Below are 25323 nucleotides of genomic sequence, written 5' to 3'. Positions count from 1 at the left end.
GGCCGGCCGGGAAGCACGCCCGCCCAACTCGTCAAAGTCGGATTCGTCGCCCAGGGGACCCCCGTCTACGCCGGCCTGACCGTCGCCGAACATCTCCGGCTGGGCGCCCGGCTCAACCCCTGCTGGGACCACGGCCTGGCGCACGAACGCATCAAACGGCTCGGCCTCCTCCCCGCACACCGGGCGGGCAAGCTGTCAGGCGGCCAGCGCGCCCAGCTCGCCCTCACCCTGGGCCTGGCCAAACGCCCCGACCTGCTGATCCTGGACGAGCCCGCGGCCGCCCTCGACCCGCTGGCCCGGCACGAATTCATGCAGCACCTGACGGAGGCCGCCGCCGAGCACCGGCTGAGCGTGGTGCTCTCCTCCCACCTGGTCTCCGACCTGGAACGGGTCTGCGACTACCTGATCGTGCTCGCCGACTCCCGCGTCCAGATCGCCGGAGAGACCGACGAACTGGTGGCCACCCATCACCGGCTCACCGGCCCGCGCTGCGATCCCGGCCGGCTGCCCGCCGGCCGGCACGTGGTCTCCGCCCGGCACACCGACCGGCACAGCACCTTCGTGGTCCGGGCCGGCGCACCGACGCACGACCCCGCCTGGACGGTCAGCCGTATCGGCCTGGAAGACCTCGTCCTGGCCTACATGGACCGGCGCGTCACCCAGGAGGTGCGGGGATGATCTGGCTGACCTGGCGCCAGTTCCGCGGCCCGGCCGCGATGACGGCCGCCGTCCTCGTCGTCCTCGGCATAGCCCTGGCCGCGACCGGCCCTGGCCTGGCCTCCCGCTACGCCGCCGGGATCGCCGGCTGCACCCCGAACGACACCTGCACCGACTTCTTCGACCGGTTCTTCGGCGAACACCAGATCCCCTTCCTGGCCCTCACCCTCGCCGTGCTGATCCTGCCGGCGCTGGCCGGGCTCTTCTGGGGTGCCCCGCTGGTCACCCGTGAGCTGGAGGCGGGCACGCACCTGCTGGTGTGGAACCAGAGCGTCACCCGCGCCCGCTGGCTGGCGGTCAAGCTCGCGCTCACCGGCCTGGTCGCCATGACCGCCGCCGGGGCGTTCGCTCTCGCGGTGACCTGGTGGTCCGGCCCCCTGGACAAGTCGGCCGTTCCGGAACTGGCGCGCATGGCTCCTGTGGTGTTCGGCGCGCGCGGCATCACCCCGATGGGGTACGCGGTCTTCGCCTTCGTCCTGGGCGTGACCATGGGCGTGCTGGTGCGCCGCACCCTGCCCGCCATGGCCCTCACCCTGGCCGCCTTCGCCGCGATCCAGCTCGCCATGCCGGTGCTGGTGCGGCCCCACCTGATGCCGCCGGTCACCTCGGCCTTCGAGCTCGGCCGGACGAACGTGGAAGGCGTCGTGCCGCAAGGCCGGCAGGGCGGAGCCCTGCACCTCTTCCTGAGCACGTCGGCCGTGCCCGGCCACGCGGGAGCCTGGGTCCTGTCCAGCGACCTGGTCGATCCGTCCGGGCGCGTCGTCGGCGGCGGCGATGGAGCCTCGGGGCCGTCCTCGACGATCGCGCGGTCCGTCCCGGTCTCCACGACGTCGGGACCCTGCGCACCCACGGGGGGACTGGGCACCGACGCGTGCATCGCCGAGATCAACCGGCTCGGCTACCGGCAGCAGGCGACCTACCAGCCCCTCGAGCGCTTCTGGCCCTTCCAATGGATCGAAACCGGGATCTACGCCCTGCTCACCCTCGCCCTCACCTGGCTCTGCTTCCGGCGGATGCGGACAGGCCTGTCATGACCGCCGTCACGACAGGCGCCAGGATCGCCCTCCTCCTGGCGGCCCTGCTCATGACGGCCTGCACGGCGCCGGCGCCGCCGCGCGGCGAGACGAGCACGGCGACCGGCACGGTCTGCGCGCCGCCCAGAGGCACCCCCGGCAAGGAGACGGCCACCACGATCGACGTCATCGAGCAGGCGTACTTCTGCATCCTGGGCCACTACTACGGCGGCGCCACGCTGGACGCCCGCCCCCTGCTGACCGCCGGATTCGCCGCCATGACCCAGGAGCTCAACCGCAACGGACGCGACCTGCCCGAGGCGGCCGCGCCGGCACTGAACGGCGACCGGAAAGCCGACTGGGCCGCCTTCGAAACCGCCTACCGGAAGATCACCGATCAGGTGCCCGGCCTGCGCGACGACCTCGCCGTCGCCACCCTCGAAGCCATCGTGGCCGCCCTCGACCACCACGCCTCCTGGGCGCACGACGCCGAGCAGCCGCCGGACTACCACGACGGCGACGGCTACGGCCTGGGCCTGGAGGCGAACGTCAGCGCGTCGCAGGCCGACGGCGACCTCGACGCCGCCGTACCGCCGCTGTTCGTCACCACTGTGCGGGGCGGCGCGGCGCGGGCCGCCGGACTGCGCCCCGGCGACGTCATCGAATCGATCAACGGCTCGGCGCCCTTCACCGGCCCCAAGGCCACTCCCGCGATCGCCGCCCTCTACCAGCGGTACCCGCAGGCGCGCCCGGTCCGGCTGCGGCTCCTGCGGCAGAGCACCGGCCGCCGCTGGAGCGTGACGCTCCAGCCCGGCCTCTACCAGCAGGACCTGGCCGCCCTGCAGGTGGTGCGGTCGAAGCTGCTGGGCGACGACCTCGCCTACGTACGGGTGACCGGCTTCCTGCCCGACTCCGCGGACCGGATCCTGCGGGCGATCACCAGGCTGCGCCAGAACCGGACACTGTCCGGCGTCGTGCTCGACCTGCGCGGCAACAGCGGCAACAGCGACGGCAGCAGCGGTGGCAGCGGTGGCAGCGGTGGCAGCATCACGGAAGCGACCCGGCTGCTGAGCGCGTTCGCCCACGGCAAGATCACCGCCTATCACTGCACCGCCGGCGACACCTGCACGAGCCTGCGGACCGACGACACCGTCGCACTGCTCGGCCTGCCGCTGGTGGTCCTCACCGACCGCGGCTGCGCCTCGGCGTGCGAGCACTTCAGCTCCGCGGTCAAGGATCTGCGAGCCGGCCTGCTGGTCGGCACCAGAACCGCCGGCCTGATCTCCGGGCCGGCGCAGCCGTACCTGCTCGCGAACAACACCATCCTGCGCCTGCCCGCCGGACACCACCTGGGCCCGGACCGCGAGGTCATCGACCGGATCGGCGTGCCACCCGACCACCACGTGCCGCTGACCCCCGCGGACGCGGCCGCCGGGCGCGACCCCGCCCTGGCCAAGGCCCTGACCCTGCTGCACGAGTGAAGGGACCTCCCGATGAGACACCTCCTGGCGGTCACCGCGGGGCTGGCGCTCCTCGCCACGCCCGCTTGCTCCGCACCCACCCCGCCCAGAGCCGCCGCCGTCTCACCCACGCCGGCCGGCCCCGCCACCCTGCCCGCCCCCACCGGCCCGCACCCGGTCGGCACCACCGTCCTCCATCTCAAGGACACCTCCCGCCCCGACCCCTGGAACCCCGACGCCGAAGCCAGAGAGCTCAAGGTCACCCTGTGGTACCCGACCGAGCAGCGCGACGGGCAGCGCGCCGCGTACATGACGCCCAAGGAATCCGAGCTCCTCATGAGAGGCACCGGGATCGCGGGCGCGCCGTACGACACGCTGAGCAAGACCCGGACGAACGCCATCCTCGACGCCGAACCCGCGGGCAAGGCACTTCCGCTGGTGGTGCTGTCTCCCGGCTTCACCAAGCCGATGAGCACCCTCACCTCCCTGGCCGAGGACCTGGCCAGCCGCGGCTACGTCGTGGCCGGCATCGACCACACCTACGAGAGCTACGCCACCACCCTCCCCGGCGGGCGCATCGCCGGATGCCTCGCCTGCGACAGCAACTCCGATCCCGGCTTCGGCGCGGGGCTGGTTCAGGGCCGGGCCGCAGACGTCTCGTTCGTGCTCGACCAGCTGCCCGCGAAGTGGGACGGTTCCGGCCGGATCGACCGCTCCCGCATCGCCATGGCCGGCCAGTCGATCGGCGGGTCCAGCGCCATGGCGACCATGCTCGAAGATCCCCGCGTCCGGGCCGGGATCGACATGGACGGCACCGCCTACGCCCGGATCCCCAAAAGCGGCTTCTCCCGGCCGTTCATGTTCCTGGGCTCGGCGCAGCACGTCTCCGGAGGTCCCGCCCCCACGTGGGACCGCGACTGGAAGCTGCTCACCGGATGGAAACGCTGGATCGTGCTGTCGGGCGCCGAACACCAGTCCTTCACCGACACCCCGCTCCTGTCCGACGCCCTCGGCATCACCCCCACCGCCGGCGTCCTGCCCGCGGCGCGCGCCGCCGAGCTCACCCGCACCTACGTGGCGGCCTTCCTCGATGAGCACCTGAAGTCGCGGCGGCAGCCCCTGCTGGACAAGCCGTCCTCGCGCTACCCTGAGGCCAGGTTCTGCCCCGCCGCCTGCGCCCCATCCTGAGGCCCGGCGATGCGGCGAAAAGGATCAGGTCGCGGCCCGCTCGGCCGCACCGCGCAGGACACAGAACTCGTTACCCTCCGGGTCGGCGAGAACGGCCCAGCCCGTGCCATCGGCGTTACGGCGGTCGGCGACGAAGGTGGCGCCCAGTCCCAGCAGCCGGCCGACCTCCTCTTCCCGCGAGGTCTCCGGACGCAGGCAGAGGTGGAACCGGTTCTTGACCGTCTTGGGCTCCGGCACCTGGTTGAAGTGCAGCAGCGGCCCCTGCGGTCGATCGCCACGTTCTGCACTACCGAAACCATGCGGGCAACGACTCCTTCTGCTGAACCGGCTCCACAAGATCATCGTACTGGTCGTCTGGTTCGACGGCATCTCTCACAGGCGGCGTTGCAGGAGCATGCCGGGCCACTCCCCCACGGTGAAGGGGGCGACGCGGGTGAAGCCGCAGCTCTCGTAGTAGGCCACCAGGCGGCCGTCGTGGCCGGCGTAGCAGTCGACGCGCAGCAGGTGGACGCCCCGGTCGCGGGCTTCGCCGGCAGCCCAGTCGAGCAGGGCGCGGCCGATGCCGTGGCCGGCGTGGCGGCGGCCGGTGACCAGAGCCTGCACGTACAGCTCCGGCTCGGCCGCCGGGGTGACGTAGTCGTGGGCGGGGCCGACGGAGATGCAGCCGGCGGGCTCGCCGTCGTGCTCGGCGATGCGCATGCCGCCGCCGGCCAGCCAGGAGGCGACCTGCTCGGTGCGCTTGGCGTCGCCGGTGAAGGGCCGGGTGCCCCACTGGCCGGTACGGCCCTGGGCGGTGAGCCAGGTGACGGCCGAGTCGAACATGGCCAGGACGGCGGGCACGTCCTCCTCCCGGGCAGGCCGGATGGTGGCAGGCCGGATGGTGGCAGGCCGGGGCGGGGTGGCGGGGCCGGGGGTCACGACTTGCTGCTCTTGTTCAGGGCGCTGCCCTTCTTCCACTGGGAGAACGGCATCTGCCAGTATCCCCAGCCGTTGTTCCACTCCAGCGCCCGGTCGGTGCCGGTGATGTCGACGACGTCGCCGCGCTGCACGTTGTCGTAGAACCACCTGGCCTGGTCGGGGCGGGCGTTGATGCAGCCGTGGCTGACGTTGCGCACGCCCTGGGCCCAGACGTTGTCCTTGGCGTGGACGTACTCGCCGGAGTTGGAGATGCGCACGGCGTGGTTGATCATGACGTCATAGTAGCCGGGGTCGCCCTTCTTGCGGCCCGGGGAGATCATGCGGACGGGGTTGCCGCGTTCCATGGTGAGGTGCACGCCCGAGGTGGTGGTGTATTCGCGGGTGGTGGCCATGCCGGCGCTGATGCGCATGGTCTGGACGCGTTTGCCGTCCTTGTAGACGTACATCATCTTCTTGCGCGTGTCGACCTTGCTGATCTGCTTGGCGCCGATCTTGAGGTTGGCGGTGTAGTCCTTGACCCCGTACAGCCCCTTGCCGCCCTTGATGCCGGTGATGTTGGCGTTGAAGGTGACCTTCTGGTGGGCGGGCCAGTACTTGGCGGTGCGGTAGATGACGACGGTGTCGTTGATCCAGCGCCAGGCGCCCTCGACGGGCTTTTCCGCCTCGACCTCCAGGGCGCGCTCGATGGTCGCCTTGCTGGTGACGGGCTGGTTGAAGGTGACGATGATGGGGGCGCCGACGCCGAGGGTCTCGCCCTTGGCGTTGGGGGTGACGTCGGCGACCTGCAGCGCGCGTTCGGGCTTGGCGGTGGTGAAGGTGCTGGTGGCGGTGGTGACGCCGGCGGTGGCCGAGACGTTGTAGCTGGTGGACGGCTTCAGCGCGGTCTTGGACACCCAGCGGGTCTTGTCGGCGTTGAACTTGCCTTCGAGCTGTTCGCCGCCGGCTTCGACGGTGACGTTGTCGAGCGGCGCGCCGGCGGCGGCCACGACCACCTTCTTCTCGGGGCTGACCTTGGTGGCGCCCTCGTCGGGGGTGATCTTGACGGTGGGGGCCTGGGGGGTGGCGGTGGTGGTCGCCTCGGAGGCGTCGGGTGGTTGCGCGGTGGGGGCGCTGGAGCATGAGGCCGTCAGGGCTGCCGCCGCGAGCAGCGCGAGTGCGGTGGCGGGTCTCCTCCAAGCAGGCGCAACGTTCAACTCTGTCCTCTCCCCACGGCACCACAATGGCACCCCAAAAACCTTAATGCTCCCGCATGTAAGACGCGGAATCCTTTGGGAGAGTTCGATCACATTTCAATTACTTCTAGCGGAAGTGGGTGGCGGCCTGCCGGCGCCTTCCGTCAGCGTCCCGGTCAGCGGCGTGTCAGGCGGTGGGTCAGGCCGGTGTGCCGGCGGCCCGCCCCCTTGGTGCGGACGGCCTGCGCCAGCGCGCGGCGCGAGCCCACGATGACCACGAGCTTCTTGGCCCGCGTGATGGCGGTGTAGAGCAGGTTGCGCTGCAGCATCATCCAGGCGCTGGTGGCCAGGGGGATGACGACGGCCGGGTATTCGCTGCCCTGGGAGCGGTGGATGGACACGGCGTAGGCGTGGGCGAGCTCGTCGAGCTCGTCGAAGGCGTAGTCGACCGCCTCGTCCTCGTCGGTCAGGACGGTGAGCTTGTGCTCGTCGGGGCGGATGTCGGTGACGATGCCGACGGTGCCGTTGAACACCCCGGCCGCGCCCTTGTCGTAGTTGTTGCGCAGCTGGGTGACCTTGTCGCCGACACGGAAGACGCGGCCGCCGTACCGCCGCTCCGGCATGCCCTCGCGGGCGGGCGTGAGCGCCTCCTGCAGGGCGATGTTGAGGGCGCCGGCGCCGGCGGCGCCGCGGTGCATGGGGGCCAGCACCTGGACGTCGCGGCGCGGGTCGAGGCGGAAGCGGCGCGGGATGCGGCGGGCGACGACGTCCACGGTGAGCTCAGCGATCTCCTCGGGCTCCTCGCAGGGGAACAGGAAGAAGTCCTTCATGCCCTCCAGGACGGGGTGGCGGCCGGTGTTGACCCGGTGGGCGTTGACGACGACGCCCGACTCCTGCGCCTGGCGGAAGATCTGGGTCAGGCGCACGCGCGGGATGTCCCCGGCGGCCAGGAGGTCCTTCAGCACCTCGCCGGCGCCCACGGACGGCAGCTGGTCCACGTCGCCGACGAACAGCAGGTGCGCGCCGGGGGCCACAGCCTTGACCAGCTTGTTGGCCAGCAGCAGGTCGAGCATGGAGGCCTCGTCGACGACGACCAGGTCGGCGTCCAGGGGGTTGTCGCGGTCGAAGGTGGCCTCCCCGCCGGGGCGCAGCTGCAGCAGGCGGTGCACGGTGGTGGCCTCGTGGCCGGTCAGCTCCGCCAGGCGCTTGGCGGCGCGGCCGGTGGGGGCGGCCAGGATGACCCTGGCGCGTTTGGCGCGGGCCAGCAGCACGATGGAGCGCACGGTGAAGCTCTTGCCGCAGCCGGGCCCGCCGGTCAGGACGGCGACCTTCTCGGTGAGGGCCAGGCGGACGGCCTGGCGCTGCTCGGTGGCCAGCTCGGCGCCGGTCTGGCCGTGCAGCCAGGCCTCGGCGCGCTCCCAGTCGACGTCGGCGAAGGCCTTGAGCCGGTCGTGGCCGTTGCGCAGCAGCGTGAGCAGCCCGCCGGCCAGGGCGGTCTCGGCGCGGTGGAAGGGCGGCAGGTAGACGGCCGGGACGTCGTTGTCTCCGGCGGGGATCGTCTCGCGGACGACGCCCTCGTCGGCGACGAGCTCCTCCAGGCAGGTGGTGACCAGCGGGGCGGGAACGTCGAGGATCTTGACGGCGTCGGCGACCAGGTTGGGGGCGGGCAGGTAGCAGTGGCCGTCGTCGGCGGCCTGCGACAGGGTGTAGCGCAGGCCGGCCTTGACGCGTTCGGGGCTGTCGTGCGGGATGCCGACGGCCTGGGCGATGGTGTCGGCGGTCTTGAAGCCGATGCCCCACACGTCGTCGGCCAGCTTGTACGGCTGGCCCTTGACGACGGAGATGGACGTGTCGCCGTACTGCTTGAAGATGCGCACGGCGATGGAGGTGGACACGCCCACCCCCTGCAGGAAGATCATCACCTCCTTGATGATCTTCTGCTCCTCCCAGGCGGCGGCGATCATCTTCGTCCGCTTGGGGCCGAGCCCGGGCACCTCGACCAGGCGCTCGGGGTGCTGCTCGATGACGTCCAGGGTGTCGGTGCCGAAGTGGTCGACGATGCGCTCGGCCATCTTGGGGCCGATGCCCTTGATCAGGCCGGAGCCGAGGTAGCGGCGGATGCCCTGCACGGTGGCGGGCAGCACGGTGCTGTAGGACCACACCTCGAACTGGCGGCCGTAGCGCGGGTGGGAGGTCCAGCGGCCACGCATCCGCAGCGACTCGCCGACCTGGGCGCCGAGCAGGGGGCCGACGACGGTCAGCAGGTCGGCACCGGAGCGTTCGGTGGCGACGCGGGCGATCGTGTAGCCCGTCTCCTCGTTCGCATAGGTGATGCGTTCGAGAACCCCGTCGATGATGGAAGCGGGTGGACCCTCCGCGCCAGGCTTCACGCATGCCCCTTCTCTGTGCTCGTGGCCACATTAGAGCAGGCGCGGGCGACATCGTCGGGCCGCGTGAGCCGGCGAGCTGTACCAGGCGGAGTTGACCTCCGCATTAAGGAACCCGATATATCGCGCTTCGTTCGGGTAGTCGAAGGCTTTCCGCGAACTCAACGGAGGAAAGCGATATGGGCGTGAGCTACCGGAAGTCGATCAAGATCGGGCCGTTCCGGCTGAACCTGTCCAACCGCGGCGTCGGCCACAGCTGGGGCAACCGGCTGTTCCGGGTGACGCGCGGCGCCGACGGCCGCCGTACGGTGTCGGTCAACCTGCCCGGCGGCTTCACCTGGCGCAAGACCCGCGCCCGCCGCTGAGGCACATCCAGCCCGCGAGCCCACCCCGCGAGCCCACCCCGCGAGCCCAGCCCCCGTGCCCCGTCGCGCGGCACGGGGGCTCGCGCGCGGCCCCGCCGTCCAGCACACTGCCTACAGACACTGCCTACAGTTCCTGCGGCGGCGGGAGGCACGACGGCGATGCCCACACGCGCGACCCTGCTCCTGGCGGCCCTGCTGCTGGCCGCCCGCTGCGGCGGCGCCCCGCCCCCGCCCGAAGGCCCCCAGGACCCCGCCGCGCGGACCTCCGCGGCGCAGGCGGGCTCCAGCGGCTGCCAGGCCGCGCACCCCCTGGAACCCGGCACCCACCGGCTGCGCTCCGGCGAGCTCGAACGCCGCTTCCTGCTGTCGCTGCCCGACGGCGACGGCCCCCACCCCGTCCTGCTCGACCTGCACGGCCTCGGCTCCACCGCCGCCCAGCAGGCCGCCTACAGCCGCCTGCCGGAAGAGGGCTCGCGCCGCGGCTACATCGTCGCCACCCCGCAGGCCGCCGAGGGCCGCATGGGCTGGACGCTGCCGCACACCGCCGGACCCGACGACACCGCCTTCCTGACCGCCCTGCTCGACCACCTCGAGCGGGGCCTGTGCGCCGACGACCGGCGCGAGTTCGCCGCCGGCCTGTCCTACGGCGCCGCGATGGCCACCGCGCTGGCCTGCGCGCTGGACGGCCGCCTGAGCGGCGTGGCCGCCGTCGCCGGGCTCAACATCGTGCGCCCCTGCGAGCAGCGGCCGCCCCCCACCACCGTCGTGGCCTTCCACGGCACCGCCGACCGCATCGTCCCCTACCGCGGCGGACACCCCTTCCAGGACGCCACCGGCGAGCTGCGCACGCTCGCCGACCTGGTCGTGCTCGACCCCGTCGAGGACGCGGCGGCCGGCTGGGCGAGGCTGCTCGGCTGCTCCGGCCGCACCACCACCACCCTGCCGGACACCCCGCCGGACACCCTGTCGGCGCGGATACGGGTGCGTGACTGGAAATCCTGCCCGGGTGGCACCACACTGCGCCTGTACACGATCGACGGAGGCGGGCACACCTGGCCCGGCCCCATCGAGGTGCCCTGGCTCGGGGCCACCGCCCGCGACCTGGACGCCACCCGGCTCATCCTCGACGCCTTCGACCGCGCCCCCTCCCGCTGACCCCCGCAAAGGAGTCCAGCATGACCGACGACGTACGCGTCACGCTCGAGGCCGTCCCCCGCACCGGGCTCAGCGAGCAGCGGCTGCGCCAGGCCGTGGCCGAGCACCCCGAGGCGCTGGCCGTGCTGGAGGTCGCCGACCCCGATCGCCTCACCGTCGCCTTCGCGCCCGCGCTGGGCCACGACCCGGGCGACAACGCCCCGTTCCAGGCCACCGTGTTCGACCCGGTCGGCAACCGCGCCGTCGAACTGCGCGGCACCCTCGACCGTCCCGAACGCGCCGAGCTGCGGCCCAGCTCCTACCGCCCGCCGCCCAGCCGCGAGGAGCTCGTCGCCGCCGCGGCGATCCTGCGCGCCGACCCCCGCTTCCCCGCCGGGGACGACGTCGTCGTCTACCGGCCCATGCCGTCCCTGGCCGACGCCGAGAACCCCGACGGCACCACCGTGCGCCGCCCCACCCTCGGCCTGTACACGCCGGGCGAGCCCACCGGGCTGCGGCACCGCGTCGTGGCCGTCGACCTGGCGGCCCGCTCGGTCGACTGGACGCCCGCCGGCGTCAACGTGCGCATGCACCACGACTGCGAGGACAGCGTCCCGGTCGGCGTGGACGCGCTGGCCGACCGCGGCGGCCCCGACCAGGTGCGGGTGCGCGTCCACCGCGGCGGCACCGAGCTGTGGAACCTGCTGGTGGTCCGCCCGCGCGCCTCGGCGCCCCGCAGCCCCGGCCTGGGCGGTGGCGTGGAGCTGCGCCAGGTCCGCCACCGCGGCCGGCTCGTCCTGCGGCAGGCGCACGTGCCCATCCTCAACGTCGAGTACGACGAGGGCACCACCTTCCGCGACGACGTCAACCTCGAGACCCGCTTCAGCGCCACCGGCAGCGACCCCGTCGGCTGGGGATGGCGGCTGTGCACCCGCCCGCCCCGCACGATCCTGGAACGACCCTCCACCGACGCCGGCAACTTCCAGGGCGTCGCCTTCCACCACGACGGCGAGCAGCTGCGCATCGTCAGCGAGCTGGAGGCCGGCTGGTACCGCTACGCCAGCGACTGGCGGCTGGCCGACGACGGCGAGATCCTGCCGCGCTTCGGGTTCGCCGCCACCCGCAACCCGATGACGTGCCTGGTGCACCGCCACCACTGCTACTGGCGGCTCGACTTCGACGTCGAGGGCGCCGGCAACGACGTCGTCGAGCAGATCGACGACACCGGCTCCCTCATCCCCGAGCCGGTCACGATCATCCGCGAGACCTCCAGGCGGCGCCGCCCGCCCGCCCGCTACTGGCAGGTACGCGACAAGGCCTCCGGCCGCGGCCTGCAGATCCACCCCGGCCCGTTCGACGGCACCGCCGACGCCTACGGCGTGTCCGACCTGTGGTTCCTGCGCCACCACCCGCGCGAGCTGGACGACGGCAACCCCGGCCCGCGCAACCGCGCCGCGATCAACCGCTTCCTCGACGGCGAGAACATCAACGGCGCCAACGTCGTCGTCTGGTACGCCGGCCACTACTTCCACGACCAGGATCACCCCCAGCCCCACCAGGGCGAGCTCATCGGGCCACGGCTGATCCCGATCTGAGCGCTACCCTTGTCGCCCATGACGCAGGTGGGACATGAGGCGGCGCGCGCACTGCTGCGCAGGCTCGCCGTCGAGCAGGCCGAATGCAGGATCCCGTCGCTGACGGCGGCCATCGTCCGCGACGGGCGGCCGGCGTGGTTCGCCGGGCGCGGCAGCGTGGACGGCGCCGCGCCGACCGCCGCCACGCAGTACCGCATCGGCTCGATCACCAAGAGCATGGTCGCGGTCGTGGTGATGCGGCTGCGCGACGAGGGCGCGCTCGACCTGACCGACCCGCTCGAACGGCACCTGCCGGGCACCCGGCTGGGCCACCTGACCATCGCCCAGCTGCTGTCGCACACCGCCGGCCTGACCGCCGAGCCGCCCACCGCCTGGTGGGAGCGCACCCCCGGCATCCCCGCCGGCGACCTGCTGGAGCGGCTCGGGCCCGGCGAGCTCAAGCACCGGCCCGGCCGGCGCTTCCACTACTCCAACGTCGGCTTCGCCGTGCTCGGCGAGCTGGTGGCCCGCCTGCGCGGCACCACCTGGCTCAAGGCGCTGCGCGCCGAGGTGCTCGACCCGCTCGGCATGCACGCCACCACCGCCCGCCCCCGCGCCCCGCACGCCACCGGCTACGCCGTGCACCCGTGGGCCGACGTGGTGCTGGCCGAGCCCGAGCACGACGCCGACGCCATGGGCCCGGCCGGGCAACTGTGGTCCACCGCGCACGACCTGGCCCGCTGGGCGGCGTTCCTGGGCGGCGAGACCGGCGGCGTGCTGTGCCCCGGCACCCTCGCCGAGATGCGCGAGCCGATCGGCGTCGACGACGGCGACGCCTGGACCGGCGGCTTCGGCCTGGGGCTGCAGCTGGCCAGGATCGGCGGGCGCCGCCTGGCCGGCCACACCGGCTCGATGCCCGGCTTCCTGGCCACCGTGTGGACCGACGCCGCCGACGGCGTCGGGGCGCTGTTCCTGGCCAACACCACCAGCGGCATGAGCGGCACCCTGCTGACCGACCTGCTCGACATCCTCGACCGGTACGAGCCGCGCCTGCCCGACGAGTGGCGGCCCGTCGCCGCCGACCCGGACCTGCTCGCGCTGACCGGGCTGTGGCACTGGGGGCCCAAGGCGTACACGCTGCGGCTGCTGCCCGAGCGCGGGCTGTCGCTGGAGCCGGTCGGCGGGGCCGGTCGGGCCTCGCGGTTCGTGCCGCAGGACGACGGGACGTGGCTGGGGCTGGACGGCTACTACGCCGGGGAGACGCTGCGCGTGGCGGCCGACCATCTCGACCTCAACACCTTCATCTTCACCCGCACGCCCTACGACCCGGACGCGCCCGTGCCGGGCGGGGCAGGCGACTGGCACGCCTGAAAGCCCTGCCCGGCCGGGCCGCCGGGTCTCAGCCGAGCGGGATGACCGGCTCCGCCGAGCGGGTGGCGTAGGAGCAGCCCGTGGTGGGCAGGCTGCTCGCCGCCGGCGGCGTGACGCCGTCGTAGAGGGCCAGCAGGAAGTTCTGCGGGCAGCGGCGGGTGCTGCCGGTGCGGATGCCGAAGTGCAGGTGCGGGCCGGTCGAGTTGCCGGTGTTGCCGGTCAGCCCGATCTGCTGCCCGGCGCCGACCGACGCGCCGTTGGAGACCGACCACGAGGAGAAGTGGCAGTAGGTGTAGATGGCGCCGTCGGTCCCGGTCAGGTTGATGCCGCGGCCGCACAGGCTGTCGTCGATGACCGTCACCGTGCCGGCGCGCACCGCGTACGCGGGGGTGCCGGTGCCGACCGGGAGGTCGATCGCGGGGTAGTCGTGGTGGGGGTCGTCGTACTCGCTGCGCGGCAGTGCGGTGCGCGGCAGGGGCAGGGAGAAGGACGGGGTTCCGGTGGAGGTGGTGATCCGGACGGCGTCGGCGACGACGTAGCCGGGCTGGCTGGTCCAGCGGCTGACGCCGACGACGTTGTAGTCGCCCGCGGCCAGGGTGAACGTGCCGAGGCTGACCCAGCGGCCGCCGTTGGTGCGCTGGTCGACGAGGACGCTGCGGGTCCCGTCGGCGGTGGCGACCATGAACGGGGCTGCGCTGTTGTAGCCGGGGTCGGCCGGATACCAGATCTCGACCAGGTGGGGGCCGGCCGCGGGGATCGACGCCTTGAACCAGGCGACGTCGCTGGCGGTGGTGTCGGGGGTCGCGAACCGGTAGTCGGCGCCGTACCGTTGCGCGGACCAGGCCGAGGTGCCCCAGCCGGCACTGGCGGTGAACTGCCCGGCGGTGGCGTTGTCGACCGTGATGGTCGCGGCCGCCGCGGGGGTGACGGGCCCGAGCAGGGCCAGGCAGGCCGCCACGACGGTGGCCGATAAGCGAGTGATGATTTTCACGAGCTGTTCCCTCCGGGGGGTTGAGGGGAAGCAGAGGTGAAAGTAGTCAACCAACGCGACGGCGCGAATGAAAGATATCTACATAGATCAGTCTTTTATGTAACGCTCCAGGCCTTTCCTGCGGTCAGCCGGTGAGGGCGGCGGCCAGGTCGGCGGCCGCGCCCGGGGGCAGGGCGGCGTGCAGCAGCTCCACCCGGTGCACCAGCCGGGGCGCCGCCACCGGCACCGCGTGCACCCCGCCGCCGGCGGGCACGGCCGAGGCGGGCAGGAGGGTCAGGCCGTGGCCGGCCGCCGCCAGGGTGAGGACGGTGTGCACGTCGTCCCCCTCGTACTCCAGGCCCGCCGGGAACCCGTCGCCCACCAGGTCCCGCAGCCGGGCCAGCGGGCACAGCGGGGTCTGCAGCCAGCGGGCGTCGACCAGGTCCGCCAGCCGCAGCGACGCCCGCCCCGCCAGGGGATGGCCGGGCGGCAGCACCACGACCAGGCTCTCCTCCGTCACGCCCGCCGTCGTCATGGGGCCGGCGTCGGGCAGCCGCAGCGGGTCGCTCGGGGCGGCGATCCCCCCGGCCAGGCCCAGGTCGGCGTGGCCCTCGGCGACCAGGGCCGCCAGCCGGTCGGGCCGGCAGGTGCTCAGGGCCACCTCCAGGCGCGGCAGGCGGGCGCGGGCCCCGGCCAGGCGGGCGGCCACGGCCGGGTTGACGGCCAGCGGGGTGGCGGCCAGGCGCAGCAGGTGGCGGGGCTCGGCGGCGGCGCGCAGCACGTCGGCGCGGGCGGCGCGCAGGCGCAGCAGCAGCGGCTCGGCGTGCTCCAGCAGCCGGCGCCCCGCCGGAGTGGGCTCGACCGGGCGGCGGCGCAGCAGCGGCAGCCCCAGGTCGGCCTCGAGGGCGGCGATCTGCTGGGAGATCGCCGACTGGGTGTAGCCGAGCTCGGAGGCGGCGGCGGAGAACGAGCCGTGCCGGGCGACGGTCACGAACGTGGTCAGCAGGTGCGGGTCCATCAGCGTTGCTTATCTGGTGAGCAGGAATCATCGTTGGCGCTTAACGGGGGCGCCGGTCACGATGGTGCCATGAGAATCGCTCTTGTGGGGGATCGCTCCCCCGGTGTCCGTTCCCACGCCCGGATCCCGCTGCTGATGGAGGCGCTGCGCGAGCGGGACGGGATCGTGCTGGACGCGTACTGGATGCCCACCGACGACGTGAGCGGGGTGGCCGGGTTCGACGGGATCTGGCTGGTGCCCGGCAGCCCGTACCGTGACGAGGCGGGCGCGGTGGAGGCCGTGCGGGTGGCGCGGGAGCGGGAGATCCCGTTCCTGGGCACGTGCGCGGGGTTCCAGCACATGCTGCTGGAGTTCGCCCGGCACGTGTGCGGGCTGCCCGTCGCGCACGCCGAGAACGAGCCGGGCGCGGCGGACCTCCTGCTGACGCCGCTGGCGTGCTCGCTGGCCGGGCACGAAGGGCGGGTGCGGCTGGTGCCCGGCACCCGGATCGAGCAGATCGTCGGGGCGCCTTCGACGATGGAGTCCTACATCTGCTCCTACGGGCTCAACGAGGACTACAAGCAGACGCTGGCCGGGCACGGGATGGTCTTCTCCGGGCACGCCGACGACGGGACGGCGCGGGTGGCCGAGCTGCCCGGGCATCCGTTCTTCCTGGGCACGTTGTTCCAGCCCGAGCTGGCCGGGGACGGGCGGCGGCCGCATCCGGTGATCTCGGCGTTCGCCTCGGCCGTCGCCCGCCGCCAGACGGGCCGCGACCTGCCCGCGCCCGTGGGCTGACCCTTGTGTGCCGGCCCTCTCGCCGTCACCGTTCCCGCTCGCCGCCCAGCTCGCGCAGCCGCCGCAGCAGCGCCGCCCGCCGGCCGTGGGCGCGGACGACCAGCGCCAGCGCCGCCGCGACGAACAACCCGCCGACCGCCAGAACCGGCCAGGGAACGGCGGCGCCGCGCTGGACGGCGGCCACGACCGCCAGGACGGTGGTGGCGGCGGAGGCGGCCAGGCCGATCCAGGCGGCGATCACCCGGTCCGTGGCGAACAGCGGCACCCGCCGCCGCACCAGCCAGCCCCCGTAACCCGCCCAGGCCAGGCAGAACACGGTGAACAGCGCGAAGGCCGCCTGCGTGCGGCCCGGCAGCGGGCCGGGCTCGCTCCACCACAGCGCGGCCACGAACATCGCCCCCGCCAGCCCGGCCACCAGCGCCGCCACCGCCCGCACCCGCCGGCCGACCCCCAGCGACGGCTCCAGCCGCTCGATCATCTCCCGCGCGGACAGGCGCGGCTCCTCACGTTCGTTCATGACCGATCTCCCTCCTCCAGATGGGCCCGCAGCAGACGGCGGGCCCGGCTGAGCCGCGACTTGATCGTCCCGGCCGGGACCTGGCAGATCTGCGCGCAGTCCTCCACCGAAAGGTCCTCCAGGTAGTACAGGACGAGCACCTCCCGCTCCGGCACCGGCAGCCGCGCCAGAGCGCTGATCAGCTCGGCGCGGTCCACCATGGCCTCCACCGGGTCCCCGGCGGCGGCCTCGCCGGCTGTGAGCGTCTCGGGCTCGCGGGCGTACTGGCCGCGCAGCCGGTCGGTGACCGAGCGGCGCGCGATGGTGAACAGCCAGGGCGCGAACCGGTCCGGCTCCCGCAGCCGGGGCAGGCCGCGCACCACCGCCAGCCAGATCTCCTGGCTCACGTCGTCGGCCCGCTCGGCGTCCAGCATGCGCCGCACGTACGTCCACACCGGCACCCGCCAGCGGGCCACCAGCTCGGCCAGTGCCGCCCGCTCGCCCAGCTGGGCGCGGACCACCAGCAGCTCATCGGTCATCTCGTCCTCCCGTCACCCTGCACAGTCGGGCGGCAGGCCCCTCGGGTTCACGGTCCGGACGCCAGACTCCACGGGTTCACGGGTTCACGCGTTCAGGCAGGCGGCACGAGCCTGGCGAGCCGGCGCAGGCAGTGGCGGGCCAGCGCGACGGCGAACGGGCGGGCCAGCGGCCAGGCGGCCCTGCCCAGCGCGCCGAACGGCAGCTCCAGCTCCTCGGCCCAGATCACCCGGCTGCCGCCCCGCTCCGGGCGGACGCTGAAGGCGCCGCGGCCGCGCACGACGCGGCCGGTGTGCGTGACGCGCACCAGCGCCGGCGGCTCCCAGTGGGTGATCGTCATCGTGTCGAGGATGCCGAACGGCTGCACCCCCGTGTACGCCTCCAGCCCGTCCTCGCCCACCCTCCGGGCGGTGGTCAGGAGCATCCACTCCTGATGCCGGGGCCAGTCGGTCATCACCGCGAACACCTGCTCCGGCGGCGCCGGCACGTGCACGGCGGCGGCCGCGTACACGGGTTTCACCAGGATGCTCCCCTCGTCAGATCCCTCACCGACATCTTCGCCCGGGAACGGCCGGACCCGCTGGCTGTCCCCGGCTCCCACGAAGTACCTGCTCGTGATCGGGCTGGACGAACCCGGCGTGCCCGACGAGCTCGCCCGCTCCAGGCACCGGAAGGGTGTTGATGGCGCGTGGTGGAGGCAGGAGGGGGCACGACCCTGAGCACAGGCTGCCTGTGCCGGGGGGTGGTTCCGGCAGCGTGCCGCCCTCGTCGGCCGCGACACGTCCGGCTTCGCCGGTCGGGCACGGGGGTCGGGTACGGGGGTCGCCTTCGGCGGCGGTCAGAGCCGGTGTGGAGCAGCGGGTATTGCGGCCGGGTCCCGCGAACGAGGGACAGGACGGTGTGAAAGTGAGCCGGATTCTGGTGACGGGTTCCGCGGACGGCCTGGGGCGTGCCGCGGCGGATGCGTTGTTGTCCGCGGGGCACGACGTGGTGGTGCACGCCCGCAACCGGGAGCGCGCAGCGGGCCTGGACGCGCTGGCCGGGCGAGGGGCGCACGTCGTGGTGGGCGACTTCACCGAGCGTGATGCCGTACGGCGCATCGCCACGGAGCTGAACGACACCCAGCCGCTGGACGCGGTCGTCCACAACGCCGGCGTGTGGAGCGGACGGGCGGTCATGCCGGTCAACATCGTCGCACCGTACCTGCTCACGGCCCTGCTGCGGGGGCCACGCCGGCTGGTGTACCTGAGCAGCAGCTCGCATTTCGAGGGCCGTCCCTCGCTCGCCGGGGTCGACTGGCGGGGCCGCAGCGCGGGCTCGTACGCCGACAGCAAGCTGTTCGTCACCACACTCGCGGCCGCGGTGGCGCGGCTGCGGCCCGGGCTGCTGAGCAACGCCGTCGATCCGGGCTGGGTGCCGACCAGGATGGGCGGACCCGACGCGCCTGACGATCTCGAACTCGGCCACCAGACGCAGGAATGGCTCGCCTCCAGCGACGAACCCGAGGCTCTGACCAGCGGCGGGTACTGGTACCACCGCCGGCGGCTGCAGCCGCACCGCGCCGTCCACGACGAGGCCTTCCAGGACCGCCTCCTGCAGACGCTGGCCGAGGAGACCGGCACCGCGCTGTGAAGGTGAAGCGGCCCCGGCCGGGCCCCGGCCGTCCCCGCGTCGATCCCCGGCCGGCTCGGTGTCGGCCGTCGTCCGGGCTACAGCGTGCGCAGCACCTGCATGGCGTCGTGCTCGATGCGCGACAGCTCGTTGAGGACGGCGCCGGCCCGCTCCAGGCAGTCCGCGTCGCCGCTCTCGCCGGCCTTGGCGATCAGGGTGGACACCTCCGTCCACAGGACGGCGGCCTCGGCGTACAGCCGGTGACCTGTGCGCAGGCCGTCGTCGTCGATCAGCCGGGCGCACTCGTCGAGGAAGTCGCGGTACAGGGCCCGGAACAGGGCGCCGCCGGTGCCGCCCCGTTCCATCAGGAGGGCGGCCTGCGGCAGGTCCTGCCCCGGCTCGCCGGCGCGCCGCAGCCAGCCGGGCACCTGCTTGCCGGCCTTGGCGATGCCGCGGTGGCCCAGGTTCGCGATGGGGGCGGACAGGAAGGCCTCGGCGCAGTCCCTGATGGCGGGGATGAGCTGGTCCTGCCAGGCGGGCGGGCGCGCCGGCAGGGTGAGGGTGAAGGATCGGTTCCTGGCGGTCATCGGGCCTCGTTCGGCCCGCGCCCTGGCCAGGCCTTCCCGGCTGGTGCGCACCGTGCCTCCCTGCTGGTCGGTGTCCACCAGGTAGGCGTGGTGCTCGTCGTAGCCGTACATGGCCACGACGTGACCGCCGAAGTGCACCTTGGACCGGAAATAGTCCAGGTGGAAGGAGTCGAGCTGCAGGCCGACCGGCCGGCCCGCGTCGAGGGGGGTGGCCACGTTCTGCCACGCCTTGCGCGGTGAGGTGGTCTCCGCGACCGCCAGCGTCAGCCCCAGCCTGCCGGCCAGGTTCCTGGTGAGCTCGAAAGGCTTGACGCGGCCGCCCAGGAAGGGGAACGGCATGCCCTTGCTGTCCCAGTAGACGAACGACAGCCCCGAGCCGAGCCCGAACAGCAGGGGCTCGGACAGATCGAGGCCCTCGTGCCGCAACAACACGCCCAGCGCCGTCGTCTCGCAGTGCTGCATGCCGCGGGCCTCGATGCCCTGCACGATGGTCATGCGTCCGCTCTCCCCTGTCCCTGGCACTTTCATGATGGACCAGCATGAGGCCTCCCCCGGGGGGAGAGTCCAGGGGAACGCTCTCCCGTCCGGGCCCGGCCTTCCTCGCCTGGGCGCGCTCGAGCCGGGAGGGAGGTGCGCGGCAGCCGCTCACTCCGCGCGCACGCCGGAGGTGGACAGCAGCGGGATGCCGAGCATCACCAGGCGCGGATCGAGGGAGAGCTCGGCGATGAGCCGCAGGTCCTCGGCGGCCATGCCGGCCTGGACGAGCTGGGGTGCCAGCTCCCTGCTGCCGAAGTGCGCCAGCAGGCCGACGCCGGTGCCGCCGCGCCAGGAACGCTGCCACGCCTCGGTCTCGACCCGCGTCAGGCCGGACGCGGCCATGGCGGCGTGCACCTGGCGGCCCCAGGAGGGGTCGTTGCCGTTGGCCCGCAGGACGGCGCGGATGCCGCGCTCGTAGGCGGCGAACACCTCGTGGGCGCGCGGGTCGGGGGTGTCGAGCACGGCAGCGGCCCAGCGCGCCTCCAGCTCCTCCACCAGCAGCACCCCGCCGGGGGCGAGTGAGCCCGCCAGCCGGGCCAGCACCTCGCGGCGCTGCGGCAGGTGCTGCAGCACGGCCCGCGCGTGGATGAGGTCGAAGCTGCCCGCCGGCATCGCATCGACGGCCACGTTGTGGCGCATGACCGTGAGCCGGGGGTGGGGGCGTACGTGCTGGGGTTTGACGTCGGTGGCGATCACCTCGCCCTGCGGGCCGACGCGGTCGGCGAGCCAGGCGGCGATCGTGCCCGCGCCGGCGCCCACCTCCAGACAGCGGGCGCCCTCGGCGACGCCGAGGCGTTCGAGCCTGGCCGTGGTGAACTCGTCGCACATCTCGCCCAGCGAGCCGAGCAGCTCGTCGGCGTGAGGCGCGTCGTTGTCGAAGGCGTACGGGGTGGCCGGGTCGTGGGTGTGCCCAGTGGCCGCGTTCATCGGCCCTCCTCGCTGGCGTGCTCCGGCGGTGACGGCCGGATCTGGCCGGAGTGTCGCAGGTCTGGGCGGGAGGGGCAAGACGTCCCGGGGCGGCTCAGCCGCGCCCGCCGGTGAACGGGGGCTCGCCCTCCTTCAGCGGCCGGAAGCGCAGTGCCGACCAAGTCTCGTCCACCGCCACCTGGCCGTTGGGGCGCAGGCCGTACTCGCCGACGATCGGCCAGAGCGTGTCGCGGTTGATGTCCGACTTGTTGCCCTTGGGGTAGGCCACCCAGACGATGGCGGGCTCGGTGAGCAGGGCGCGGTGCTCGTCGAGGAGCCGGCGGGCGGCGGCCGCGTCGGCGGCGAAGAAGACTGCCACGTCCGCCTCTTTCAGGTGGCCGGCGTGGCGGGCGCTGTCGGGCAGCGGCTCCACCAGCGGGCAGTGGGTGTCCTCGGAGGTCCACACGGCGGTGCCCGGCTTGACGAGCAGTTTCTCGGCGACGGTCTTGGCAGGCATGGTCAGGCCCTCGTGTAGGTCAGGTTCAGCACGCCGGTGCTGAAGGTGGCGGATCTGGTGAGCGTCAGGGGGATCTGCCCGATGCCCTCGTCGAACAGGCGGCGGCCGCGGCCGAGCACGATGGGGTGCACCAGCAGGTTGAGCTCGTCGAGCAGGCCCTCGCGCAACAGCCACGTCACCAGGGTAGGGCTGCCGCTCATGCCGATGTCCTTGCCGGGGGCCTCCTTGAGCCGGATCAGCTCCTTGCGCGGCTCGCCGGCGATGACGGTGGTGTTCGCCCAGGTGGGGGTGGTCAGGGTGGTGGAGACGACGTACTTGGGTGCCGCGTTCAGGGTGGCGGCCATGGGGTCCTTGGTGGCGTCCTGGTGCGGCCAGTGGGCGGCGAAGGCGTCGTAGGTGTGCCGGCCGAGCAGCAGGGCGTCCGCGGCCTGCATCTGGGCGGCGACCGCCTGGCCCATCTCGTCGTTGAGGTACGGGAAGTGCCAGGTCTCGGGCGCCTCGACGACGCCGTCGAGCGAGATGAACAGCCCCGCGACGATCTTTCTCATGAGTTTCGGCTCCTTGTTCTCCGAGGTGGCTCCAGCGTTCCACCGACAAAAAGAATTGTCAAGGCAAGTGAGTTGGTCGGTGGCGAAATGCGGGTGAGAAGCGGGCCGAAGGCTCGATAGGGTCCGTGGGCATGACCTTTCCCCGCAAGCTGACCAGGGGCGATGCGGTCCGCGTCGTGGCCCCGGCGCGATCGCGCGCGATGGTGACCGAGCACGACCACACCGGCCTCATCGAAGCCCGCTTCGCCGAGCTCGGCCTCACGCTCACCTACGGCCGCCACGTCGACGAGCGCGACGCCCTCGACTCCTCCTCCGTCGCCTCCCGGGTCGCCGACCTGCACGACGCCTTCGCCGACCCGTCGGTCGCGGCGATCCTCACGGTCATCGGGGGTTACAACAGCAACGAGCTCCTGCCGTACCTGGACTGGGAGCTGATCCGCGCCAACCCCAAGATCCTGTGCGGCTACTCCGACATCAGCGCCCTGCAGAACGCGATCCTCGCCCGCACCGGGCTGGTGACCTACTCGGGGCCGCACTGGTCGACGTTCGGGATGCGCGATCACTTCGAGCAGACGCTGCACTGGTTCACCGACGTCATGTTCGGCTCGGCTCCGCTCGCCCTCGCGCCCGCCGACGCCTGGAGCGACGACCTGTGGTTCCTCGACCAGGACAAGCGCGAGCTCATCCCCAACGAGGGCTGGTGGCGGCTGCGGCCCGGCGCCGCCGAGGGGCGCCTCGTCGGCGGCAACCTCTCCACCCTGAACCTGCTCCAGGGCACCGCCTACATGCCGTCACTCGACGGCGCGATCCTCCTGCTGGAGGACGACTTCGAGTCGCACCCGGCGATCTTCGCCCGCAACCTGACGTCGCTGCTGCAACAGCCCGACGCCGCCGGGGTACGCGGGCTGGTCGTCGGGCGTTTCCAGAAGGCGACCCGCATGACGCGCCCGCTGCTGGAGCAGATCATCGCCACCCAGCCGTCGCTGGAGGGGGTGCCGGTGCTGGCCAACCTCGACGTCGGCCACACCTATCCCCTGGCGACCGTCCCGATCGGCGGCCTGGCCGGGCTCGCGGTCGGTGGCGGCGAGGCGAGCCTCACCCTGCGCCGCCACTGACGCCCGGGTCAGGACTCCAGGAAGTGCAGCACTGCCAGCACGCGGCGGCTGTATCCGGTGGTGTGCGACAGGTTCAGCTTGTCGAACAGGGAGTTGACGTGCTTCTCCACGGCGCTCTGCGACACGTGCAGCTCCTGGGCGATCGAGGCGTTGGTCAGCCCCTGCGCCATCCGCTCCAGCACCTCGCGCTCGCGCGCCGTCAGCCGGGCCAGCGGGTCCACCTGCGTGGTGCGGGCCAGGAGCTGCCGCACCACCTCGGGGTCGAACGCCGCGCCGCCCGCGGCGACCCGCTCCAGCGCGTCGAGGAAGTCGCCGACCTGCCCGACGCGGTCCTTCAGCAGGTAACCGACGCCTTCGACGTCGGAGCTCATCAGCTCGGTGGCGTAGCGCTTCTCCACGTACTGCGACAGGACCAGCACCTTGATGTCCGGCCAGCGGCGCCGGATCTCCAGCGCAGCCCGCAGCCCCTCGTCGGTGTGGGTGGGCGGCATGCGGACGTCCACCACGACGATGTCGGGGCGGTGCTCGTCCACGGCGGCCACGAGCGCCTGGCCGTCGCTGACGGCCGCGGGCACCTCGTGACCCTCCTCCAGGAGCAGGCGCACCAGGCCCTCGCGCAGCAGCGTGGAGTCCTCGGCGAGGATCACCCGCACGGCAGCACCGCCGTGATCGTCGTGGGCCCGCCCGCCGGGCTGGTCACCTCGAACCGGCCGTCGAGCGCCGCCACCCGCCTGGCCAGCCCCGAAAGGCCGCCTCCAGACGCCTGCGCGCCTCCCGAGCCGTCGTCGCGCACCCGTACGACCACCGCCGACTCCTCCTCCTGCACCTCGACCGTGATGAGCGTGGCGCCGGCGTGCTTGGCCGCGTTCGTCACCGCCTCGCAGACCACGAAGTACGCCGCCGTCTCCACCGCCATCGGCGGCCGCTCCCGCAGCCGGCAATCTACCTTGACCGGGACGCTGGAGCGTTCCGCCACCCCCGCCAGCGCCTCGCCCAGCCCGAGCGAGTCCAGCCCGCTCGGGTAGACCCGCCAGGCCACCTCGCGCAGCTCCGCGAGCGCCTGCTGAGCCTCCTGGTGCGCCTGCTGCATCAGCTCGGTCCGGCCGCGCAGGGACCGGCCGATCAGCATCGACAGCGCGACCAGCCGCTGCTGCAGCCCGTCGTGCAGGTCACGCTCGATCCTGCGCCGCTCGGAGTCGACCGCTGCCACGATGCCGGCCCGGCTCTCGGCCAGCTCGGCGATCCGGCGCTGCAGCGCCTGCGTGGGGTCGGGGCCGAGCATCCGCCTGGCCAGCATGCGCTCCAGCGCGTGCACGCCGACCAGGCCCGACAGCACCAGGAACAGCGCCACGAACCCGGTGACACCGAGGTAGGTCACCAGCGGCACCGAGGGCACCATCTTGTCGAACGGCTCGCCCCGCCCCCAAGCGGCCGCGAGCTGCACCGTGATCGACAGCCCGAACCCCAGCAGCAGGATCACCAGGCCGCCCAGAATGCCGACCGGCACCCGCGTGGCCAGGTACCTGCTCGCCCGCCTGCCCCGCCCGTCCGCCAGCGCGTCCAGCTCGCTCAGGTCCAGGCGCAGGCGGCGGGCCTCCAGCCGGGCCAGCCGCCGGGCGGCGGCCCGCACGTTGGGATTGCCCAGGAACGGCAGCGTGAGCAGCAGGAACACCAGCTCGGCGAGCGCCGTGACGGCGCCCAGGACCACCGCGCCGCCCAGGCGCAAACCCTCAGCGGCCGCTCGCATGCCTGCCCTTGGCGCGCTCGGTCAGCCGGACCACGACGAAGATGACGACCGCGAGGCCGACCAGGCCGAGCACGACCTTGCTGCCGATGCCGGCGTAGGTCTCCACCAGGTGCCAGCTCTCGCCCAGGCGATAGCCGGCCAGCACGAAGACGGAGTTCCAGATGAGGCTGCCGGCCGTGGTGAGCAGCGTGAACGTCGGCAGCGGCATCCGCTCCACGCCGGCGGGGACGGAGATGAGGCTCCGGAAGATGGGGATCATCCGGCCGAAGAACACGGCCTTGCGGCCGTGGCGCTGGAAGAACGCCTCGGTCTTCTCGATGTCGGCGATCTTGACCAGGGGGAGCTTGGCCGCGATGGCCAGTGTCCGCTCGCGGCCCAGCAGGGCCCCCACCGCGTACAGCGCCAGCGCGCCGACCACCGAGCCCAGCGTCGTGCACACCAGGACATCGATCAGGTCCATGTTCCCCTTGCTCGCGGTGAAACCGGCCAGCGGCAGGATCACCTCGCTGGGTAGGGGCGGGAACAAGTTCTCCAGTGCGATGGCCAGCCCCGCCCCCACGGCACCAAGGCTCTCCATCAGTCCGATCAGCCAGTCAGTCATGAGATCAAGGCTATGGAAGATCTGGAAAAACGCGGAATGGGGAGCCTGCCCGATCCT

The 25323-nt window shown here is 72.9% G+C and carries 26 protein-coding genes and 1 pseudogene; 11 read left to right on the top strand and 16 right to left on the bottom strand.

The window, feature by feature from the left end; all coding sequences use genetic code 11:
• From AB0I79_RS50115 to AB0I79_RS50100, 4 genes are all read left to right on the top strand, one after another.
• A partial coding sequence (locus AB0I79_RS50115; RefSeq protein ID WP_357889823.1) for an ATP-binding cassette domain-containing protein occupies positions 1–678 on the top strand: 678 nt, incomplete at its 5' end.
• On the top strand, positions 675–1751 hold the full coding sequence (locus AB0I79_RS50110; RefSeq protein WP_357889820.1) for an ABC transporter permease: 1077 nt from the start codon (positions 675–677) through the stop codon (positions 1749–1751). The genes AB0I79_RS50115 and AB0I79_RS50110, both read left to right, overlap by 4 nt.
• Positions 1748–3211 (top strand): S41 family peptidase, encoded by a 1464-nt coding sequence (locus AB0I79_RS50105; protein ID WP_357889817.1) that lies wholly within the window; start codon positions 1748–1750, stop codon positions 3209–3211. Before AB0I79_RS50110 ends, AB0I79_RS50105 begins: the two co-directional genes overlap by 4 nt.
• A 12-nt stretch (positions 3212–3223) precedes the next feature.
• A complete protein-coding gene (locus tag AB0I79_RS50100; protein ID WP_357889814.1) occupies positions 3224–4378 on the top strand; it encodes an alpha/beta hydrolase in 1155 nt (384 codons plus the stop codon).
• 24 nt (positions 4379–4402) lie between these two features.
• Here AB0I79_RS50100 and AB0I79_RS50095 read toward each other — a convergent pair.
• The 4 genes and pseudogenes from AB0I79_RS50095 to AB0I79_RS50080 form a co-directional block, all read right to left on the bottom strand.
• Positions 4403–4642: pseudogene (locus AB0I79_RS50095) on the bottom strand (VOC family protein); the annotation flags it as partial.
• Positions 4643–4750: 108 nt separating this feature from the next.
• Positions 4751–5296 carry a GNAT family N-acetyltransferase gene (locus tag AB0I79_RS50090; protein ID WP_357889811.1) on the bottom strand — a complete coding sequence of 182 codons (546 nt, stop codon included), beginning with the start codon at positions 5294–5296 and terminating at the stop codon, positions 4751–4753.
• Complete coding sequence (locus AB0I79_RS50085; RefSeq protein ID WP_357889809.1) at positions 5293–6489, bottom strand: Ig-like domain-containing protein; 1197 nt, start codon at positions 6487–6489, stop codon at positions 5293–5295. The genes AB0I79_RS50090 and AB0I79_RS50085 overlap by 4 nt, the downstream gene beginning before the upstream one ends.
• 155 nt (positions 6490–6644) lie before the next feature.
• Positions 6645–8858: an ATP-dependent RecD-like DNA helicase gene (locus tag AB0I79_RS50080; protein ID WP_357889806.1), complete on the bottom strand. Its 2214-nt coding sequence runs from the start codon at positions 8856–8858 to the stop codon at positions 6645–6647.
• A gap of 176 nt (positions 8859–9034) precedes the next feature.
• On the opposite strand from AB0I79_RS50080, the gene AB0I79_RS50075 reads away from it, so the two are divergent.
• The 4 genes from AB0I79_RS50075 to AB0I79_RS50060 all read left to right on the top strand — a co-directional run bounded on the left by AB0I79_RS50075 (position 9035) and on the right by AB0I79_RS50060 (position 13299).
• Positions 9035–9220: a DUF4236 domain-containing protein gene (locus tag AB0I79_RS50075; RefSeq protein WP_357889804.1), complete on the top strand. Its 186-nt coding sequence runs from the start codon at positions 9035–9037 to the stop codon at positions 9218–9220.
• 159 nt (positions 9221–9379) lie between these two features.
• A complete protein-coding gene (locus tag AB0I79_RS50070) occupies positions 9380–10375 on the top strand; it encodes a hypothetical protein (protein ID WP_357889802.1) in 996 nt (331 codons plus the stop codon).
• 20 nt (positions 10376–10395) lie between these two features.
• A complete protein-coding gene (locus AB0I79_RS50065; protein WP_357889800.1) occupies positions 10396–11949 on the top strand; it encodes a hypothetical protein in 1554 nt (517 codons plus the stop codon).
• Between the two features lie 18 nt (positions 11950–11967).
• Entirely contained in the window at positions 11968–13299 is a 1332-nt protein-coding gene (locus AB0I79_RS50060) for a serine hydrolase domain-containing protein (RefSeq protein WP_357889798.1), read from the top strand.
• Positions 13300–13327: 28 nt separating this feature from the next.
• Here the strand turns inward: AB0I79_RS50060 and AB0I79_RS50055 are convergent, their stop codons facing one another.
• Both AB0I79_RS50055 and AB0I79_RS50050 read right to left on the bottom strand, forming a co-directional pair.
• Positions 13328–14290 (bottom strand): peptidoglycan DD-metalloendopeptidase family protein, encoded by a 963-nt coding sequence (locus AB0I79_RS50055; RefSeq protein ID WP_357889794.1) that lies wholly within the window; start codon positions 14288–14290, stop codon positions 13328–13330.
• 124 nt (positions 14291–14414) lie between these two features.
• The gene (locus tag AB0I79_RS50050; protein WP_357889791.1) at positions 14415–15287 is read right to left on the bottom strand and encodes a LysR family transcriptional regulator; all 873 of its coding nucleotides are present in this window, start codon (positions 15285–15287) and stop codon (positions 14415–14417) included.
• 69 nt (positions 15288–15356) lie between these two features.
• Between AB0I79_RS50050 and AB0I79_RS50045 the strand changes: the two genes are divergently transcribed.
• Positions 15357–16064, top strand: a complete 708-nt coding sequence (locus AB0I79_RS50045) for a hypothetical protein (RefSeq protein WP_357889788.1) — start codon at positions 15357–15359, stop codon at positions 16062–16064.
• Between the two features lie 25 nt (positions 16065–16089).
• On the opposite strand, the gene AB0I79_RS50040 is transcribed toward AB0I79_RS50045, so the two are convergent.
• The 3 genes from AB0I79_RS50040 to AB0I79_RS50030 form a co-directional block, all read right to left on the bottom strand.
• Positions 16090–16581 (bottom strand): hypothetical protein, encoded by a 492-nt coding sequence (locus AB0I79_RS50040; protein ID WP_357889785.1) that lies wholly within the window; start codon positions 16579–16581, stop codon positions 16090–16092.
• Positions 16578–17099 (bottom strand): sigma-70 family RNA polymerase sigma factor, encoded by a 522-nt coding sequence (locus tag AB0I79_RS50035; RefSeq protein ID WP_357889782.1) that lies wholly within the window; start codon positions 17097–17099, stop codon positions 16578–16580. Before AB0I79_RS50035 ends, AB0I79_RS50040 begins: the two co-directional genes overlap by 4 nt.
• Before the next feature lie 92 nt (positions 17100–17191).
• On the bottom strand, positions 17192–17617 hold the full coding sequence (locus AB0I79_RS50030; protein WP_357889779.1) for an SRPBCC family protein: 426 nt from the start codon (positions 17615–17617) through the stop codon (positions 17192–17194).
• Between the two features lie 386 nt (positions 17618–18003).
• Between AB0I79_RS50030 and AB0I79_RS50025 the strand changes: the two genes are divergently transcribed.
• Positions 18004–18729, top strand: coding sequence for an SDR family NAD(P)-dependent oxidoreductase (locus tag AB0I79_RS50025; RefSeq protein ID WP_357889776.1), 726 nt, complete (start codon positions 18004–18006; stop codon positions 18727–18729).
• 77 nt (positions 18730–18806) lie between these two features.
• Here the strand turns inward: AB0I79_RS50025 and AB0I79_RS50020 are convergent, their stop codons facing one another.
• The 4 genes from AB0I79_RS50020 to AB0I79_RS50005 form a co-directional block, all read right to left on the bottom strand.
• Positions 18807–19790, bottom strand: coding sequence for a BtrH N-terminal domain-containing protein (locus AB0I79_RS50020; protein WP_357889773.1), 984 nt, complete (start codon positions 19788–19790; stop codon positions 18807–18809).
• Between the two features lie 150 nt (positions 19791–19940).
• Entirely contained in the window at positions 19941–20759 is an 819-nt protein-coding gene (locus AB0I79_RS50015; RefSeq protein WP_357889770.1) for a methyltransferase domain-containing protein, read from the bottom strand.
• Positions 20760–20853: 94 nt separating this feature from the next.
• Positions 20854–21255, bottom strand: a complete 402-nt coding sequence (locus AB0I79_RS50010; RefSeq protein ID WP_357889767.1) for a hypothetical protein — start codon at positions 21253–21255, stop codon at positions 20854–20856.
• Between the two features lie 2 nt (positions 21256–21257).
• Positions 21258–21803, bottom strand: a complete 546-nt coding sequence (locus tag AB0I79_RS50005) for a dihydrofolate reductase family protein (protein WP_357889764.1) — start codon at positions 21801–21803, stop codon at positions 21258–21260.
• A gap of 131 nt (positions 21804–21934) precedes the next feature.
• Here AB0I79_RS50005 and AB0I79_RS50000 point away from each other — a divergent pair, with 131 nt between their 5' ends.
• Positions 21935–22918 (top strand): S66 peptidase family protein, encoded by a 984-nt coding sequence (locus AB0I79_RS50000; protein ID WP_357889761.1) that lies wholly within the window; start codon positions 21935–21937, stop codon positions 22916–22918.
• Between the two features lie 8 nt (positions 22919–22926).
• Here the strand turns inward: AB0I79_RS50000 and AB0I79_RS49995 are convergent, their stop codons facing one another.
• Genes AB0I79_RS49995 through AB0I79_RS49985 form a run of 3 tightly spaced genes read right to left on the bottom strand, consistent with a single transcriptional unit; the run spans position 22927 to position 25266 of the window.
• Entirely contained in the window at positions 22927–23571 is a 645-nt protein-coding gene (locus AB0I79_RS49995) for a response regulator transcription factor (protein WP_357889758.1), read from the bottom strand.
• On the bottom strand, positions 23562–24665 hold the full coding sequence (locus AB0I79_RS49990) for a histidine kinase (RefSeq protein ID WP_357889755.1): 1104 nt from the start codon (positions 24663–24665) through the stop codon (positions 23562–23564). Before AB0I79_RS49990 ends, AB0I79_RS49995 begins: the two co-directional genes overlap by 10 nt.
• Entirely contained in the window at positions 24649–25266 is a 618-nt protein-coding gene (locus tag AB0I79_RS49985; RefSeq protein WP_357889752.1) for a DedA family protein, read from the bottom strand. Before AB0I79_RS49985 ends, AB0I79_RS49990 begins: the two co-directional genes overlap by 17 nt.
• Positions 25267–25323: the final 57 nt, after the last annotated feature.

This window comes from Nonomuraea sp. NPDC050202 (assembly GCF_040656115.1).
Taxonomy (GTDB): domain Bacteria; phylum Actinomycetota; class Actinomycetes; order Streptosporangiales; family Streptosporangiaceae; genus Nonomuraea.
The sequence above is the reverse complement of the archived record's forward strand: the minus strand, read 5'-3'. Positions and strand labels throughout refer to the sequence as shown.

What these genes read in the sequence shown, in the direction of transcription:
- AB0I79_RS50110 (WP_357889820.1), top strand. Translation starts at nt 675, where the DNA reads ATGATCTGGCTGACCTGGCGCCAGTTCCGCGGCCCGGCCGCGATGACG.
- AB0I79_RS50105 (WP_357889817.1), top strand. Translation starts at nt 1,748, where the DNA reads ATGACCGCCGTCACGACAGGCGCCAGGATCGCCCTCCTCCTGGCGGCC.
- AB0I79_RS50100 (WP_357889814.1), top strand. Translation starts at nt 3,224, where the DNA reads ATGAGACACCTCCTGGCGGTCACCGCGGGGCTGGCGCTCCTCGCCACG.
- AB0I79_RS50075 (WP_357889804.1), top strand. Translation starts at nt 9,035, where the DNA reads ATGGGCGTGAGCTACCGGAAGTCGATCAAGATCGGGCCGTTCCGGCTG.
- AB0I79_RS50070 (WP_357889802.1), top strand. Translation starts at nt 9,380, where the DNA reads ATGCCCACACGCGCGACCCTGCTCCTGGCGGCCCTGCTGCTGGCCGCC.
- AB0I79_RS50065 (WP_357889800.1), top strand. Translation starts at nt 10,396, where the DNA reads ATGACCGACGACGTACGCGTCACGCTCGAGGCCGTCCCCCGCACCGGG.
- AB0I79_RS50060 (WP_357889798.1), top strand. Translation starts at nt 11,968, where the DNA reads ATGACGCAGGTGGGACATGAGGCGGCGCGCGCACTGCTGCGCAGGCTC.
- AB0I79_RS50050 (WP_357889791.1), bottom strand. Translation starts at nt 15,287, where the DNA reads ATGGACCCGCACCTGCTGACCACGTTCGTGACCGTCGCCCGGCACGGC.
- AB0I79_RS50045 (WP_357889788.1), top strand. Translation starts at nt 15,357, where the DNA reads ATGAGAATCGCTCTTGTGGGGGATCGCTCCCCCGGTGTCCGTTCCCAC.
- AB0I79_RS50040 (WP_357889785.1), bottom strand. Translation starts at nt 16,581, where the DNA reads ATGAACGAACGTGAGGAGCCGCGCCTGTCCGCGCGGGAGATGATCGAG.
- AB0I79_RS50035 (WP_357889782.1), bottom strand. Translation starts at nt 17,099, where the DNA reads ATGACCGATGAGCTGCTGGTGGTCCGCGCCCAGCTGGGCGAGCGGGCG.
- AB0I79_RS50020 (WP_357889773.1), bottom strand. Translation starts at nt 19,790, where the DNA reads ATGACCATCGTGCAGGGCATCGAGGCCCGCGGCATGCAGCACTGCGAG.
- AB0I79_RS50015 (WP_357889770.1), bottom strand. Translation starts at nt 20,759, where the DNA reads ATGAACGCGGCCACTGGGCACACCCACGACCCGGCCACCCCGTACGCC.
- AB0I79_RS50010 (WP_357889767.1), bottom strand. Translation starts at nt 21,255, where the DNA reads ATGCCTGCCAAGACCGTCGCCGAGAAACTGCTCGTCAAGCCGGGCACC.
- AB0I79_RS50005 (WP_357889764.1), bottom strand. Translation starts at nt 21,803, where the DNA reads ATGAGAAAGATCGTCGCGGGGCTGTTCATCTCGCTCGACGGCGTCGTC.
- AB0I79_RS50000 (WP_357889761.1), top strand. Translation starts at nt 21,935, where the DNA reads ATGACCTTTCCCCGCAAGCTGACCAGGGGCGATGCGGTCCGCGTCGTG.
- AB0I79_RS49990 (WP_357889755.1), bottom strand. Translation starts at nt 24,665, where the DNA reads ATGCGAGCGGCCGCTGAGGGTTTGCGCCTGGGCGGCGCGGTGGTCCTG.
- AB0I79_RS49985 (WP_357889752.1), bottom strand. Translation starts at nt 25,266, where the DNA reads ATGACTGACTGGCTGATCGGACTGATGGAGAGCCTTGGTGCCGTGGGG.